Here is an 18482-nt window from a genome sequence, read left to right on the forward strand (position 1 = left end):
GGGATCAGTCGACCAGCAGGGAGCACTTCATGGAAAACATCGTCGTCGCCGATAAGCAGTCCGCCGTCGCCACCCAGAATGCCTGGGGCAATATCACTCTCAATGGCCCAGGCGTCGTGCAGATGCCCGTCGCGCCCGACCAGGTCGCCACCGTCACGCAACGCGGGCAGGATTTGATCGTCACGCTCAAGTCCGGCGAAAAGGTCACCATCGGTAATTTCTTCGCGGTGAACCAGGCAGGCGTCGGCAGCGACATGGTGTTCGTCGGCGAAGACGGCACCCTCTGGCAAGCCGAATACGATGCTCAGGCTTTCACCGGCTTCACCTTCAACGAAGTGGCTTCTCTGGACGAACTGGTTGCAGGCATCGGTACGGCGGGCGACGCGATGCCGACGTGGGCCATCGCAGGCTTGGGATTGCTCGGCGTGGGCGGCGGCGCGGCGGCGGTGGGCGGCGGTAGTGGCGGCGGCGGCGGCGGTGGCGGTGCAGTACCTGACACCACGGCACCGGCAACCCCCATCGACCTGCTGGTCTCCCCGGATGGCCTGCGCCTGTCGGGGCGCGGTGAAGCGGGTGCGATCGTGAACATTCGCGATGCCGCTGGCAACCTGCTCGGTACCGGTACGGTCGGGGCCGATGGCAGCTTCGATATTGCGCTCAACGCCCCCCAGATCAACAACGAAAACCTGCAGGTGACCTTGACCGATGCAGCCGGCAATGTGTCTGCACCGGGCACCGTGACCGCGCCGGATGCGACCGCTCCGCTGGCGCCGACCGAACTTGCCATCGACGCTCAGGGTACAACGCTCACAGGCCGCGCCGAGCCCGGTTCCACGGTGTCGGTCAGAGGGGCTGACGGCGTGCTGCTGGGCTCGGCCACGGCTGGGGCGGACGGCTTGTTCAGCGTTACCCTGCAACCGGCACAGACGGCGGGCCAGGCGTTGCAGGTCACGGCCGAGGATGCAGCGGGCAACACGTCCGCCGCAGCTGGTATTGTGGCTCCAGTGGTCGATGGCACCGACACCACCGCTCCTGATGCGCCCGTGGCGCTCGTTGTCTCCGCTGATGGCACGCGCCTGTCGGGCCGCGGCGAACCCGGCACCACGGTCAACGTTCGCGACCCTGCCGGCAATGTGATCGGCAGCGGCGTGGTGGGGGCCAATGGAGCCTTCGAGGTGGTGCTCACACCGGCGCAGCTTGATAGCCAGAACCTGCAAGTCACCCTGACCGACGCCGCTGGCAACGTCTCTGCACCGGGTGCCGTCGTTGCGCCAGACCTCACGGCGCCGCTCGCACCGACCAACCTGGCCGTCGATGCCCAAGGGGCCACCCTGACCGGGCGGGCCGAGCCTGGGTCTACCGTTTCGGTACGCGGCCCTGGCGGTGCGTTGCTGGGCACCGCCATCGCGGGCGCCGACGGCCTGTTCAGCATCACACTGCAACCCCCGCAGACCACTGGCCAGGCCTTGGCGGTGAGCGCCACCGACGCAGCAGGCAATACGTCGCCGGCAGCCAACATCACCGCGCCCTTGGTCGATGGCGGTGACACCACACCGCCGGATGCACCTGTGGACCTGGTGGTCGGCCTGGCCGGCACACAGTTGAGCGGCCGCGGCGAAGCCGGCACCACCGTGCAAGTGCGCGACGCGGCAGGTAACCTGCTCGCCACAGGCACCGTCGGTGCCGATGGGACCTTCACCGTCAGCCTGGACCCCGCCGTCAAGGACGGCAGCAGCCTCCAAGTCACCCTGACCGACGCGGCAGGCAACACTTCGCCGGCCGCCAGCGTGGCATCGCCAGATCTCGTGGGGCCTGCGCAACCCACCGACCTGGCCCTGGCCGATGGCATCACCTTCACCGGCCGCGGTGAGCCAGGCGCTACCGTACAAGTGCGCGATGCCGCCGGCACCGTGATCGGCACAGGCACCGTGGGCGCAGACGGCGCCTTCAGCATCATCCTCTCCCCTGCCCAGGCCAACGGCCAGGCACTGGACGTACGCCTGGTCGATGGGGCAGGCAATACCTCGGCGCCCTTGCAGTTCGACGCCCCTGACATCACTCCGCCAGAAGCGGTCACCAATGTGCTGGTCGGCCCTGGCGGTACCGTCATCGGTGGCCGAGGCGAGCCAGGTGCAACGGTCGAGGTGCGCGATGCGAACGGTACCCTGCTGGGCAGCGCGGTGGTCACTGCCAACGGCACCTTCCTGGTCAACCTCGACCCCGCCGTGCAACCCGGCGAGCAACTGAGCCTGGTGCAGACAGACCCTAGCGGCAACGCCTCGCCCGCAGTCGACTACGAAGTGCCCCTGACCCCAGCCCTGGAAAGCCCAGCCAACCTGGCGGTAAACGCCGACGGCACCGTGCTCACCGGTACTGCCCCGGCAGGCTCGCGCGTCGAAGTGCGCGATGCCAGCGGTGCGTTGATCGGCAGCACCATCGCCAATGCCGACGGCAGCTTCAGCATCGACCTGAACCCGGCCCAGGCCAACGGCGAACTGCTGGATGTGGTGGCCATCGCCGACGATGTATCGTCACTGCCCGCCCAGGTCACCGCCCCCGATATTACGGCCCCCGCCGCTCCCGCAGAGCTGGCAGTGAGCGCCGATGGCACCGTGGTCACGGGTCGCGCCGAGCCGGGCAGCACCGTGCGCATTCTGGCCGCTGATGGCACTGAGTTGGGCTCGGCAGTCGTCGGCGCCACCGGCGTGTTCAGCATCACCCTGAACCCTGCCCAAGTGGATGGCGAAGTACTGCAAGCCACTGCCACCGATGCATCGGGCAACGTATCCCAAGCCAGTGCAGTCACAGCACCGGACATCGATGGCGGTGGTGACGTCACACCGCCAGACGCGCCCGTGGACCTGGTCATCGGGCTAGCAGGCAGTCAACTGACCGGCCGCGGCGAAGCCGGCACCACCGTGCAAGTGCGCGACGCGGCAGGCAACCTGCTCGCCACAGGCACCGTCGGTGCCGATGGGACCTTCACCGTCAGCCTGGACCCCGCCGTCAAGGACGGCAGCAGTTTACAAGTCACCCTGACCGACGCGGCAGGTAACACTTCGCCAGCCGCCAGCGTGGCGTCGCCAGATCTCGTGGGGCCTGCGCAACCCACCGACCTGGCCCTGGCCGATGGCGTCACCTTCACCGGCCGCGGTGAGCCAGGCGCTACCGTACAAGTGCGCGATGCCGCCGGCACCGTGATCGGCACAGGCACCGTGGGCGCAGACGGCGCCTTCAGCATCACCCTCTCCCCTGCCCAGGCCAACGGCCAGGCATTGGACGTACGCCTGGTCGATGCGGCAGGCAATGCCTCGGCGCCCTTGCAGTTCGACGCCCCTGACATCACTCCGCCAGAAGCGGTCACCAATGTACTGGTCGGCCCTGGCGGTACCGTCATCGGTGGCCGAGGCGAGCCGGGTGCGACGGTCGAGGTGCGCGATGCGAACGGGACCCTGCTGGGCAGCGCGGTGGTCACTGCCAACGGCACCTTCCTGGTCAACCTCGACCCCGCCGTGCAACCCGGCGAGCAACTGAGCCTGGTGCAGACAGACCCTAGCGGCAACGCCTCGCCCGCAGTCGACTACGAAGTGCCCCAGACCCCAGCCCTGGAAAGCCCAGCCAACCTGGCGGTAAACGCCGACGGCACTGTGCTTACCGGTACTGCCCCGGCAGGCTCGCGCGTGGAAGTGCGCGATGCCAGCGGTGCGTTGATCGGCAGCGCCATCGCCAATGCCGACGGCAGCTTCAGCATCGACCTGAACCCGGCCCAGGCCAACGGCGAACTGCTGGATGTGGTGGCCATCGCCGACGATGTATCGTCACTGCCCGCCCAGGTCACCGCCCCCGATATCACGGCCCCTGCCGCCCCTGCAGAGCTGGCGGTGAGCGCCGACGGCACCGTGGTCACGGGCCGCGCCGAGCCGGGCAGCACCGTGCGCATTCTGGCCGCTGACGGCACCGAGCTGGGCTCGGCGGTAGTCGGCGCCACCGGCGTGTTCAGCATCACCCTGAACCCTGCCCAAGTGGACGGCGAAGTGCTGCAAGCCACTGCCACCGATGCATCGGGCAACGTATCCCAAGCCAGTGCAGTCACAGCACCGGACATCGATGGCGGTGGTGACGTCACACCGCCAGACGCGCCCGTGGATCTGGTCATCGGACTAGCAGGCAGTCAACTGGCTGGCCGCGGCGAAGCCGGCACCACCGTGCAAGTGCGCGACGCCGCAGGCAACCTGCTCGCCACGGGCACCGTCGGGGCCGATGGCACCTTCACCGTCAGCCTGGACCCCGCCGTCAAGGACGGCAGCAGCCTCCAAGTCACCCTGACCGACGCGGCAGGCAACACATCGCCAGCCGCCAGCGTGGCGTCGCCAGACCTCGTGGGGCCTGCGCAACCCACCGACCTCGCCCTGGCCGATGGCGTCACCTTCACCGGCCGCGGTGAGCCGGGTGCTACCGTGCAAGTGCGCGATGCCGCCGGCACCGTGATCGGCACAGGCACCGTGGGCGCAGACGGCGCCTTCAGCATCACCCTCTCCCCTGCCCAGGCCAACGGCCAGGCACTGGACGTACGCCTGGTCGATGCGGCAGGTAACGCCTCGGCGCCCTTGCAGTTCGACGCCCCTGACATCACTCCGCCAGAAGCGGTCACCAATGTACTGGTCGGCCCTGGCGGTACCGTCATCGGTGGCCGAGGCGAGCCAGGTGCAACGGTCGAGGTGCGCGATGCGAACGGGACCCTGCTGGGCAGCGCGGTGGTCACTGCCAACGGCACCTTCCTGGTCAACCTCGACCCCGCCGTGCAACCCGGCGAGCAACTGAGCCTGGTGCAGACAGACCCTAGCGGCAACGCCTCGCCCGCAGTCGACTACGAAGTGCCCCAGACCCCAGCCCTGGAAAGCCCAGCCAACCTGGCGGTAAACGCCGACGGCACTGTGCTTACCGGTACTGCCCCGGCAGGCTCGCGCGTGGAAGTGCGCGATGCCAGCGGTGCGTTGATCGGCAGCGCCATCGCCAATGCCGACGGCAGCTTCAGCATCGACCTGAACCCGGCCCAGGCCAACGGCGAACTGCTGGATGTGGTGGCCATCGCCGACGATGTATCGTCACTGCCCGCCCAGGTCACCGCCCCGGATATCACGGCTCCCGCCGCTCCCGCAGAGCTGGCGGTGAGCGCCGACGGCAGCGTGGTCACGGGCCGCGCCGAGCCGGGCAGCACCGTGCGCATTCTGGCCGCTGACGGCACCGAGCTGGGCTCGGCGGTGGTCGGCGCCACCGGCGTGTTCAGCATCATCCTGAACCCTGCCCAAGTGGACGGCGAAGTGCTGCAAGCCACTGCCACCGATGCATCGGGCAATGCATCCCAGGCCAGTTCGGTCACCGCGCCGGACATTGACGGCGGCGGCGATACGACGCCGCCTGAAGCGGCTTCCAACCTGGTAGTGGGTGTGGCGGGTACCCAGTTGAGTGGTCGCGGTGAAGCCGGAGCCACGGTCCAAGTGCGCAATGCGGCCGGTGACCTGATTGCAACCGGTACCGTGGCCGCCGATGGCACCTTTACTGTCAACCTGGACCCCGCCGTCAAAGACGGTAGCGACCTGCAGGTCACGCTCACCGATGCCGCTGGCAACGTGTCCGAGGCCGCGACCGTTACCTCCCCTGACTTGATCGCCCCGGTACAGCCAACCGAACTGGCCTTGGCTGGCGGCGTGACCCTGACTGGCCGCGGTGAAGCAGGTGCGACCGTGCAGGTCCGTACCGCAGCCGGTACCCTGATCGGCTCGGCAATCGTTGGCGACGACGGCCTGTTCACAGTCACCCTCTCCCCTGCCCAGGCCAACGGCCAGGCATTGGACGTACGCCTGGTCGACGCAGCGGGTAACACGTCTGACCCGCTGCAGTTCAACGCCCCGGACATCACGCCACCCGAAGGCGTGACCAACCTCCTGGTCGGCCCAGGGGGTACCGCACTCAGTGGCCGTGGCGAAGCCGGTGCCACGGTTGAAGTGCGTGACATCGATGGCAACCTGCTGGGTCGCGGCGTGGTTACCGCCAACGGCACTTTCCTGGTCAATCTCGACCCTGCCGCGCAGCCCGGTGAGCAACTGAGCCTGATCCAGGTGGACCCCAGCGGCAATGCTTCGATCGCCGTGACATTCGCGGTGCCAGCGACCAATCCGCCCGCCAGCCCTGCTGAACTGGCACTGTCAGAAGACGGTACCGCCCTGACCGGTACCGCCCCGGCAGGTACTCGGGTAGAAGTGCGCGGCGCGGACGGTGCGTTGCTGGGCAGCGCAGTCGCAGGCCCTGACGGCAGCTTCTCGGTCGAATTGGCACCCGCGCAGGCCAACGGCGAACTGCTCGATGTGGTCGCGATCGACGGTGCAGGGCTTTCTTCCCTGCCCACCCAGATCATCGCCCCGGACATCACTGCGCCTGCAACGCCAAGCGAACTGGCCGTCAATGCCGACGGCACGGTGCTCAGCGGACGTGGCGAGCCAGGCAGCACTGTGCGCGTGCTGGCAGCCGATGGCACCACGGTATTGGGCAGTGCAGTGGTCGGCGCCACCGGCAGCTTCAGCATCACGCTGAACCCGCCGCAGGTCGACGGCGAGGTCTTGCAGGTCACGGCCACCGACGCGGCGGGCAACACCTCTGCTGGGGGCAATGTCACAGCGCCCGACATCGACGCCGTGGACAACACGCCGCCTGCACCTGCCACGGGCCTGGCCATCAACCTTGCCGGCGCGCAACTGAATGGGCGCGGCGAGGCTGGCGCCACCGTGCAGGTACGCGATGGTCAAGGCAACCTGTTGGCCAGCGGCACCGTCAATGCCGACGGTACCTTCCAGGTCACCCTGGACCCTGCGGTCAAGGACGGCAGCACCCTGCAAGTCGTGCTCACCGATGCCGCCGGCAACGCCTCCACCCCAGCCACCGTGGTCAGCCCCGACCTGGTGGCGCCTGCCCAACCAACCGCGCTTGCCCTTGAAGGCGGCGTCACGCTGACCGGTCGCGGCGAGCCTGGCGCAACAGTGCAGGTACGCACCGCGGATGGGGCCGTGATCGGCACCGGCCTGGTCGATGCAAACGGCAACTTCAGTATCACCCTAGCACCCGCGCAGGCCAACGGCGAAGCGCTCGATGTACGCCTGGTAGATGCCGCCGGCAACACCTCGACACCGCTGCAGTTCGAAGCGCCGGACATCACGCCGCCGGCTTCGGTAAGCAACGTGGTGGTGGGTAACGCCGGCCTGACCGTGGCCGGTCGAGGCGAAGCGGGCGCGCGCGTAGAAGTGCGCGATGCGAACGGTAGCGTAATCGGCAGCGGCATCGTGAGTGGCAACGGGACCTTCCTGCTCGAACTCAACCCACCTGCCCAGCCCGGCGCACGCCTGAACCTCGTGCAGACCGACCCAAGCGGCAATGCGTCCGAACCGCTGCTGTTCGACGTTCCTCTGGTTCCGGCCCCGGCCAGCCCGAGCGATCTGGTGGTGGCCGAGGACGGCACCAGCATCAGCGGCACGGCCCCGGCAGGCAGCCAGGTGCAGGTACGCGATGCCGATGGCAACGTAGTCGGCAGTGTGGTGGTAGGCGCCGGTGGCACATTCACCGTCGTGCTCAACCCGGCTCAGGCGAACGGCGAATTGCTCGACGTGGTGGCCATCGATGGCGCCGCAAATGCCTCCCTGCCTGTGCAGGTGACGGCGCCGGACATCACGCCACCGGCCATCCCCGGCGAGCTGCAAGTCAATGGCGACGGCAGCATCGTCACGGGGCGCGCCGAAGCTGGCAGTACCGTGCGCGTGCTGGCCGCTGATGGGGTCACTGTGCTGGGTTCGGCCGTAGTGGGTGCGACCGGTGTCTTCAGCATCACCCTGAATCCGCCACAAGTGGCCGGCGAGCAGCTGCAGGTCAATGCTACCGACGCCGCCGGCAATGCCTCATTGCCGGGCTCGGTCACTGCGCCTGTGATCGACAACGGCGGCGACACCACGCCGCCGCAACCTGCCACCGACCTGGTGATCAGCATCAATGGCGCCACCGTTTCCGGGCGCGGCGAAGCCGGCACCACTGTCCAAGTGCGCAACGACCAGGGCCAACTGCTGGCATCCGGCACAGTACAAGCCGACGGCAGCTTCGTGGTGCAGTTGCAGACGCCGGTGATCGACGGCTCGGCGCTCCAGGTCACCCTCACCGATGCAGCGGGCAACGTCTCCGTGCCAAGCTCGCTGGCCGCGCCTGACCAGGTGGCGCCGTTGCAACCGGCCAACCTGGCGCTGGAAAACGGCGTGACCTTGAGCGGTACGGCCGAGGCCGGCGCGCGCGTTGAAGTGCGCGACGCCGCCGGCACCCTGATCGGCAGCGCCATCGCCCAGCCCGGCGGCACCTTTACCCTCACACTCGACCCGCCGCAGGCCAACGGTCAGGCCCTGTCCGTGACCGTCACCGACGCCGCAGGCAACAGCTCGGTGCCGCTAGGCTATGTCGCCCCCGACATCACGCCGCCGGTACCGGTCAGCAACGTGCAGGCAGGTGCGGGAAGCCTTGCCGTTGCAGGCAGGGGCGAGCCGGGCGCCACCGTGCAGGTGCGCAATGACGAGGGCCTGGTCATCGGCACGGGCACCGTCGCGGCCAACGGCACCTTCGTCGTCAACCTCGATGCGCCGTTGGTGGCCGGCCAGGCCATCACGCTGGTGCAGACCGATGCAGCCGGCAATGCTTCCACGGCGATAGACGTCACCGTCTCGCAAGCCCCCGTACCGGCTAGCCCGACCGACATCGTGGTGGCTGGCGACGGCACCTCGGTCAGCGGCACAGCCCCTGGCAACAGTCAGGTGGAAGTGCGCGATGCTCAGGGCAATGTCATCGGCACCGTTCAGGCCAACCCTGACGGCAGCTTCACCGTGGGCCTCACACCGGCCCAGGCCAACGGCGAAACCCTGGATGTGGTCGCCATCGATGGCGACGGCAACCCCTCGCTGCCCGTGCAAATCGTTGCCCCCGACATCACGGCCCCCAATGAACCTACCGATCTGCAGTTGAGCACCAACGGTAGCGTGTTGACCGGACGTGGCGAGGCAGGGGCCACGGTGCAGGTCACCGATGCCGATGGCAACGTGCTCGGCACGGCTCAGATCGGTGCCAACGGCGTCATCAGCGTGCAACTGACGCCGCCGCAGACCGATGGTCAGACCCTGGAAGTCACCGTGCGCGATGGCGCAGGCAATACCTCGAGCGCCACCGTCACGGCGCCCGATCTGGACGGCCCGTTGCAGCCTTCCGCGTTGGCTATCGACACCGCGGGTATCCATCTGAGCGGTGTAGGTCAGGTCGGCTCGATCATCACCGTACGCGACGCAGGCGGCGCTGTGCTGGGCAGCGCAACCGTGGGCGCCGACGGACGCTTCGACGTCACCCTGTCCGCTGCCCAGCGCAACGGCGAAAACTTGAGCGTGGAAGCCACCGACAACCTGGGCAACAGCGCAGGCCCGGTACCCTTCACTGCGCCGGATACCACGCCACCCCAACTGGTCGCCGACGCCGTCATCAACGGCGCAGGCAGCGTGGTGAGTGGCACTGGCGAAGCCGGCGCCACGGTGACCGTGCGCGGCCCGAACGGCGCCGTGTTGGGCTTTGCCCAAGTGGGCGACAACGGCGCATTCTCGGTCACGCTCGACCCCGCGCAGACCAATGGCCAGGTGCTGAGCATCGAACAGCGCGATGCCGCCGGCAACCTGTCCCAGGCCGTCGACCTGACTGCACCAGACAATGAACCGCCTGCCATACCCGGCACCCTGCTGGTGTCCGCTGATGGCACCGTCGTCACGGGCACGGGCGAGCCCGGCGCACAAGTCACGGTGACCGGCGTCGCCGGCATCGTGCTGGGCACTGCCGAGGTCCAAGCCGACGGCAACTTCAGCGTTACCCTGGTACCGGCGCAACTCGGTGGCCAGGCGCTGTCGATCACCCAAACCGACCCCGCCGGCAACGCCTCCGTGCCTGGCACCTTGACGGCGCCTGACCTCGAACCGCCTGTGGCGGCTGTTGGCCTCACGCTCAATGGCGCAGGGAATGTACTGAGCGGCCAAGGTGAGGCCGGGACCACTGTCGAGGTCCGCGATGTCGCCGGCAATGTGCTGGGCAGCGTCGAAGTAGGGGTCGATGGCAACTTCGAAGTCCCTCTCACCCCCGCACAAACCAATGGTGAAGTGCTGTCGGTAATCCTCATCGACGCACAGGGCAACCTGTCACCTCCAACCACGCTCACGGCTGACGACAGCACTCCACCGTCAACCGCCACGGGTCTGGTCATCACCCCGGGCGGCACTGCCATCCAGGGCGTTGGCGAACCTGGCGCCACGGCAGAAGTACGTGCCGCTGACGGCACCGTGCTGGGCAGCGTCGTGGTGCCTGAAGGCGGCAATTTCATCGTCCCCGTGTCACCTGCGCAGCTCGATGGGCAAGTGCTGGACGTCGTGCTGATCGACGGTGCCGGCAACGTTTCGTTGCCCGGTCAGGTCACCGCGCCGGACATCACCCCACCTGCGCAACCCACTGGCGTTGTGGTCAGCGAAGACGGCACCACCATCACCGGCAACGCACCTGGCGCCCAGACCGTCACGGTACGCGACAGTGCCGGTGCTGAAGTCACTGTCCCGGTAGACGCCGACGGCGGCTTCAGCGTGACGCTGCCCACCCCGCAAAACAATGGCGAGACGGTCACCGTCGTGGTCACCGACCCGACTGGCAATGCGTCTGCGCCGATCAGCGTGACAGCACCGGACAACACCGATCCGCTGCCAGCTACCGATGTCAGCGTGAGCCCCGATGGCACCACGGTCGGCGGCACGGCCGAACCTGGCAGCACGGTGGTCATCCGCAATCCTGATGGCTCCGAGCGCGGCAGTGAAACGGCAGGCCCGGACGGCACCTTCGTGATCCCGGTCGACCCGCCCCTGAGCACGGGCGAAACGGTCGACGTGGTCGTGATCGACCCGGCCGGCAACGCGTCCACCGAAGTACAGCTGCAAGGCCCGACCGGCAACGAAGTCGCGGCCCCAAGCAACCTTGCGATCAGCGATGACGGCTTCCTGCTGACCGGCCAGGGCACCGTCGGTACCTTGATTACCGTGACATCCGCCGGTACCACGTTGGGCACGGCGACGGTTGGCACCGATGGCATCTTCCGCGTGTTCTTCCTCAATGCCCAGCTCAATGCGCAGAAATTGCAGGTCACCGCGCGAGCGACCGCAGGCGGTCAGCCCTCGGTGCCAGCCACCGTGGTCGCCGAAGACACCACGCCACCGGATGCACCGACAAACGTGGCCATCGACCGGATCGGCAGCACCTTGACCGGCCAGGGCGAAGTGGGCGCCACCGTGCGCGTCAGCGATAGCCTGGGCAACTTCCTGGGCAGCGCGACCGTGGGCAGCAATGGCCTGTTCACGATCAACTTCGTTCCGCCAGTGGCCAATGCCCAGAACCTGATCGTGACCCAGGCGGACGCGGCCGGTAACGTGTCATTGGCCGCGACCTTGCAAGCCCCCGATCTGCAGGCGCCTCTGGCTGCCGACAACCTGAGCCTGAACAACGCAGCCACGGTCGTCAGCGGCCAGGGTGAGGCCGGGGCGCTGGTGACGATTCGCGATGCCAGCGGCGCGGTACTGGCCACCGGTACCGTCAACCAGAGTGGCCAGTTCCAGATCACCCTGCCCAGCGCCCAGACAACCGGTAGCGCGCTGCAGGTCACCCTCAGCGATGCAGCTGGCAACGTGTCGGCACCGGCCAGCCTGGCCACGCCAGATCGCACACCGCCGGCAGCCGTGAGCGACGCGCAGTTGAGCAGCGATGGCCGGCAGCTGTCTGGCAGCGGTGAACCCGGCGCTACCGTGCAGGTGCGCAACGCCTCCGGCGCCGTGCTGGGAACGGCGACTGTGGGTGTGGACGGCCGCTTTACCGTGGTGTTCGATACGCCCCAGGCCAATGGCCAAGCCATCGGCGTCACCCAGGTCGATGCCGCCGGCAACACCGCGGTTGCCGTCAACCTCACCACGCCAGACCTCACACCCCCGGCCGCCCTGACCAACGTGGTGCTGAACAACAACGGCCTGACCCTGACCGGCCTGGGCGAAGCAGGCGCTACCGTCAGCGTACGCGGGGTCGACGGCACCATCCTCGGTACAGGACTGGTCGCGGCCAATGGCAGCTTCACCCTGACCCTGGACAGCGCCCAGCTCAACGCGCAGCGCCTGAGCGTCACCCAGACCGATGCGGGCAACAACACATCGGTGGCGGTTGCCGTGACTGCGCCGGACTTCACGGCCCCCGACACGCCGATCGACTTGCTGCTCGCCCCTTCAGGCCTGCAGATGACCGGCAGCGCCGAAGCAGGCAGCACGGTGACCGTGCGCGACAGCGCCGGCAACGTGCTAGGCACGGCAGTCGCCGCTGCCAACGGTACCTTCCAGGTCACCCTCAATGCCCCCCAGACCAACGGTCAGGCCTTGCAGGTGACGGCCACCGACGCTGCCGGCAACGTCTCGAGCGCTGCGCCCTATACCGCAGCGGACACCACGCCGCCAGCTGCCGTCAGTAACCTGGCCGTGTCCGCCGACGGCGCGAGCCTGGTGGGCACCGGTGAGGCCGGCGCCACCGTGCGCGTCAGTGCAGCCGATGGCAGCCTGCTGGGCACAGCCCTGGTCGCAGCCGACGGTCGTTTCAACGTCAGCCTGAGCCCTGCGGCACTGGTAGGTGAAACCCTGAGCGTGGTGCAAGCCGATGCAGCGCAGAACGTATCGCCTGCCCAGTCGATCAACGCCCCTGGGCCCTTGGCACCGGCAACCCCGGCAGACCTGGTCCTGGCAGCCGACGGGCTGTCGGTATCGGGAACGGCAGCCAGCGGCACCACCGTCAACGTGTACGGCACCAATGGGCAACTCCTGGGCAGCAGCCCAGTGGCCAATGACGGCAGCTTCACGGTCAACCTTGGCAGCGCGCAGGCCAACGGCGAAGTGCTTCTGATCGCCGCCACTGGCACCGACGGCGCGGTTTCGCTACCTGCCACGCTGCAGGCGCCGGACACCACGGCGCCGCTGCCGCTGACCGGCCTGGTGCTGTCAGGCGATGGCCTGGTCGTGACCGGCCGCGGCGAACCGGGCGCTACCGTGACCATCACCGGCGAGGGTGGTATCGAACTCGGCACTGCCGTGGTCGATGCCGCTGGCAACTTCAGCGCCACGCTGGCGACGGCACAACTGGACGGCGAGCTGCTCAATGCCAGCCAGGCCGATGTGGCCGGTAACGAATCGAACGGCGTCAGCCTTACCGCACCGGACCGCACCGCGCCAACACCTGCACAGGACCTGGCCTTCGCTGGCGGTGGCAGCCTGCTCAACGGTACAGGCGAGCCAGGCGTCACCGTGCGGGTGATCGCTGCCGACGGCAGTGTTCTGGGTACCGACACCGTGCGCGTCGATGGCACCTTCCAGGTCAACCTCACGGCGCCTCAGGCCAATGGGCAACAGGTTCAGGTGCTGCTGACCGACGCCGCCGGCAACCAATCGGGCGCCAGCGTCATCACCGCGCCCGACACCACGCCGCCAACCGCACCGGCGGAGCTGGCGGTTTCCAGCGACGGCGTCACCATTACGGGGCGCGGCGAAGCCGGCGCAGAAGTGACCGTCACCAACGCAGCGGGTGAGGACATCGGCAGCGCCATCGTCGATGCCAGCGGCAACTTCACGCTGACCCTCGACCCGCCGCTCACCAATGCCGAGGTGCTGAGCTTCACCCAGGCCGATGCGGCCGGTAATGTCTCGCCGATCGCCACCTTGCAAACGCCTGACTTCACCCCACCAGAGCCATTGACTCAGGTGGCAATCAACGCCGATGGCAGCGTGGTCACCGGCTTGGGTGAGCCGGGATCCACGGTAACCGTCAGGGATGCAGCGGGCGTGACGCTGGGCACGGGCACGGTCCTGGCAGACGGCAGCTTCCGTGTGGACCTGTCGCCGGCTCAGATCGATAACCAGGTGCTATCCGTGCTGCAGGCCGACCCACCTGGCAACGTCAGCGAGGCGGTCACGGTGCAGGCGCCCGACCTGACGCCGCCAGCAGCAGCGACCGAGTTGCGCCTCAATGCGGCAGGCGACACCCTAGGTGGCGTCGGCGAAGTGGGCGCCACCGTGCGGGTGTTCGTGGGCACGACGCAGATCGGCACGGGAGTGGTGAGCGCCGCAGGCACCTTCACCATCGCCCTGCAAACCCCGCAGCTTAATGGCGAGCGGTTGCAGGTGACCCTGACCGATGCTGCCCAGAACGTCTCGCCGGTCAGCACCCTGACTGCCCTGGACATCACGCCCCCTGAAGCGGTGGTGGCGACCATCAACAGCAGCGGCACCCAGGTGGTCGGCACAGCCGAAGTCGGGGCGCGCGTGACGGTGCTCAACAGCCAGGGCGACTTGGTCGGCCAAGTGGTCGTCGCCGCTGACGGCCGCTTCGTGGTGGCACTGACGCCGGCACAGATCAACGGTGAAGTGCTGACACTCATCGCCCAGGATGCCACCGGCAACCCATCGCCCGGCGTGGAACTGCAAGCACCTGACCTCACCCCACCAGTGCAGCCGGGTGACCTTGTGCTCAATGCCACCGGCCAGACCCTCACGGGTACGGCCGAAGCCGGCACCACCATCAGCGTGCGCGGGCCGGACGGTGTCGAGGTCGGCACCGCCCAGGTAGCGGCGGGTGGTGCCTTCACTGTCACTTTGAACCCCGCCCAGAACAACGGCCAGCTTCTGACCGTGGTCTCCATCGACGCAGCAGGCAACGCGTCGATCCCGGCCACCTTGCTGGCCCGGGATACCTCGCCGCCCGGTGCCGTTACAGACTTGGCGGTGGACAACACCTTCACCGTGATCACAGGCCGTGGCGAGCCAGGCGCAACCGTCACCATCAGCAAAAACGGGACGGTGATCGGTACCGGTGAAGTCAGCGACGCCGGGACCTTCCAGATCGTCACCAGTCCGCCTGCCGGCTCGGTGGCGTCGCTGGTGGTCTACCAGACCGATGCGGCGGCCAATACGTCTGCCAGCATCACCTTCGTCACGCCGTTGGCACCTCCTCCGGTACCCCCTACCAACGTCGTGCTGGCCAGCGATGGCCTGACCTTGTCGGGCAATGCGCCTTCGGGAACGGGCATTCGGGTATACGATGCGGCGGGCAACTTGATCGGTGACGGCGGCGCCACGTTGAATGGTACGTTCAGCCTGCAACTGACGACCGCACAGCTCAACGGGCAGCAACTGACCGTCACGGCCGTTGCCTTGGTTGGCGGCGAGTCGCAGCCAACCTTCGTGGTGGCGGCAGACATCACCCCGCCTGCAAACCCGGTCATCGTCGCGTTGTCGAGCAATGGCCTGGTACTGACCGGCACCGGCGAAGCGGGCGCGACAGTGACCGTGCGCAGCGCCGGCAATGCGGTGCTGGGCACCGGGCAGGTCAACGCCGCCGGCGAGTTCAGCATCAACCTCAACGCCCCGCAGTTGAACGGCCAGGTGCTGAACGTCAGCCAGACCGATGCGGCGGGCAACGCCTCTGGCAACACCGCCTTCACCGCGCCTGACGTCCAACCACCTGCTGCGCCGACCAACGTGGTGGTCAACGGTGCGGGCACCGTACTGACCGGCAACGGTGAAGCAGGCGCTACCGTTACCGTGCAAGGCCCAGGTGGCCAGGTCGGTACCGGTGTGGTGCAGGCCAATGGCACCTTCTCCATCGCCCTGACCTCACCGCAGAACGATGGACAACTGCTGGTAGTACGCCAGACCGATGCCGCCGGTAACCTGTCCGGCAGCGCCAGCGTGCTCGCACCCGACACCACGCCGCCTGCAGCGCCGCTTGCCACCATCAACCCCACCGGCACCGCCGTCAGCGGCTCGGGCCAGGTCGGCAGCACGGTGCAGGTGCGTAACAGCGCCGGCACCGTGCTGGGCACTGCCACGGTCGGCAGCAACGGTTTGTTCGTGGTCAGCCTGGCGGCTGCGCAGATCGACAACCAGGCGCTGTCGGTCACGCTCACGGACGCAGCTGGCAACGCTTCAACGCCTACTGCATTGACGGCGCCGGACTTCACTCCGCCAGCGGTCGCCGGCAACCTGCAGGTCAATGCCGACGGTACCAGCCTGACCGGTACTGGCGAGCCCGGCGCCACCGTCACCGTGCGCAGCGCGACCGGCACGGTGCTGCAAACCGGTACCGTGCAGCCTAACGGCAGCTTCACCGTGGCCTTGAACCCACCGCAGGACAATGGCCAGCTGCTGTCGGTGACCTTGAGCGACCCACGCGGCAACGTGTCGGGCAATGTCACCGTTACCGCGCCCGATGTGGACGCCAATGCACCGGTCATCGCCAGCGACAACCTGGCCACTGCGGTGGTCAACCTTGCGCCCGTCGTCAGCAGCCGCACCTACCAGGACTCGTTCAGCACCCTGCTGGCAGGCTTCAGCAAGACCTTTACCTGGACAGTGGGCGCAGGGACAACGGCGGACCCGACGCTGACGCTCAACACGGGCAGTGCCTTGGCCTTGCTGGACAACGCCACCTTCACCTTGCAGGTAAAAAATGCCAGTGGCGCCTGGGTGACGCTGGCCACCGGCAACAGCCAGGGCCTGCTCGACCTGGTATTGCTGCCGCTGGGCCAAGGCCTGCGCGTGGACATCGGCGAGCTGCGTGCCGGTGACTACCGGCTGACCGTGGGTAGCGGCGGCATCGGCCTGCTGACCACGGTCAACACCACGTTGCAGGTCGATACCACCAGCCTGACCCAGTTCACCGGTACAGGCGCTGCAACGTCCGGCAACGTGGTCACCGACGTGGGTATCGATGGCACTACCGATGCGCGTGGGCCGGACAGCGACGCGGTCCTGCAGGTGCTCAAAGGCGGGAGCTACGTGACCGCTGGCAGCGCCACCACGGTGCAGGGCCAGTACGGGACGCTGGTGATCAGGGGCGATGGCAGCTACACCTACACCCCCAACGGCAGCCCGAGCAGCGTCGGCAAGGTGGATGTATTCAGCTATCAACTGGTGCATCCGAACGGCAAGTCCGACACCGCCAACCTGTACGTGCGCATCGACAGCCCTCAAGCCACCGAGGTGTGGAGCAACACCAACTATGCAGCGCCAGCCACCGTGGTGGATGCGGTGAACGACGTCGACAACACCAACATCAGCCTGGTGAACCTGCAAACCAGCAGCACCACCACGTTCTCACCGCTGTCCTTGCCGGTGCTCGGTACCCGCTCGGCCACCTACACCACCACCGTGGCAGCCAACACCACTGCTGATGTACAGGTCGTGCTCAACTCCACCAACCTGCTGACCCTACTCAACGGCACCACGCTCGAACTGCTCAAGCTCAACCCGGCCACCGGGCAGTACGTGACGGTGCAGACCGTGGGTGGTGGCTCATTGGTCACCCTGCTGGGCGGCGGTGCGGGCTACACCTTCCAGAACCAGGGCGCCGGCACCTACCACGTGCGGGTCACCGCAGGCGGCATTGGGCTGCTCAGCTCGCTGACCACCACGGTCAATGCCACGGCAACTCACCTCAACGAGTTCGTGGTGGGCAGCTATACGCCGGTTACCGGCAACCTGCTGACCGACGGCGCGGGCGCCGACAGCCTGGGCTCGCCCCTGACGGTGCTGAGCGTGCTGACGGCGGCGAACACCTTCACCATTCCGGGCTACAACGGGGCCATCGTCCAGGGCAATTACGGTACCTTGGTGGTACAGGCCGACGGCAGCTACGCCTATACCCTCGACGCCGGTCTCAGTTCGTCGGTGATCGGGCAACGGGAAGTGTTCACCTACGAGCTGACCCACCCCAACGGCACCACCGACACCGCCACGCTCACCATCAACCTCGACCCGGTCACCGGCTTTGCCGCCACCGCTGCGATCATGGCGGACACCGGTGAGGAGGGCGCGGCGCTGGCCAGTGTCGCCGCAGTCGCTGCCAGCGAGGTAATCGCCGGCACCGATGGCAATGACACGCTGGTGGCCAGCACCGGTAGCGCGGTCACGCTTGAGGGGGGCGCGGGCAACGATACCCTGGTCATCAGCGACCAGGCCTTTGCCAGCATCAACGGAGCAAACGGGAGCGACACCCTGCTCTGGAATGGCGGCGATGCCAGCATCGACCTGGGCAACCTGGTCGGGCGGGTGCACGAGATCGAAACCATCGACCTCAACGACACCAGCGCAGTGACCCTGACATTGACCCTGGCCGATGTGGTGGCGGTCACCGACAGCGCCAGCGACACGCTGATCATCAAGGGGGACGAAAGTGACTCGGTTCACATGACCGACACCTGGAGCAAGGTGGGGAACCAAACTGCCGACGGTATCGACTATAACCAATACACGGCCCAGGAGGATCCGAGTCACCACTTGTGGGTGCAAAGCGGTATCCATGTGGTCTGA

1 protein-coding gene is annotated in these 18482 nt (G+C 67.6%); it reads left to right on the top strand.

Going from position 1 to position 18482, the window contains the following annotated elements; translation table 11 throughout:
* Positions 1 to 29 precede the first annotated feature (29 nt).
* A complete protein-coding gene (locus tag CWR53_RS18470; protein ID WP_100852203.1) occupies positions 30 to 18482 on the top strand; it encodes a BapA/Bap/LapF family large adhesin in 18453 nt (6150 codons plus the stop codon).

Origin of the sequence: Pseudomonas sp. SGAir0191 (assembly GCF_002812565.2) — a bacterium.
Taxonomy (GTDB): domain Bacteria; phylum Pseudomonadota; class Gammaproteobacteria; order Pseudomonadales; family Pseudomonadaceae; genus Aquipseudomonas; species Aquipseudomonas parafulva_B.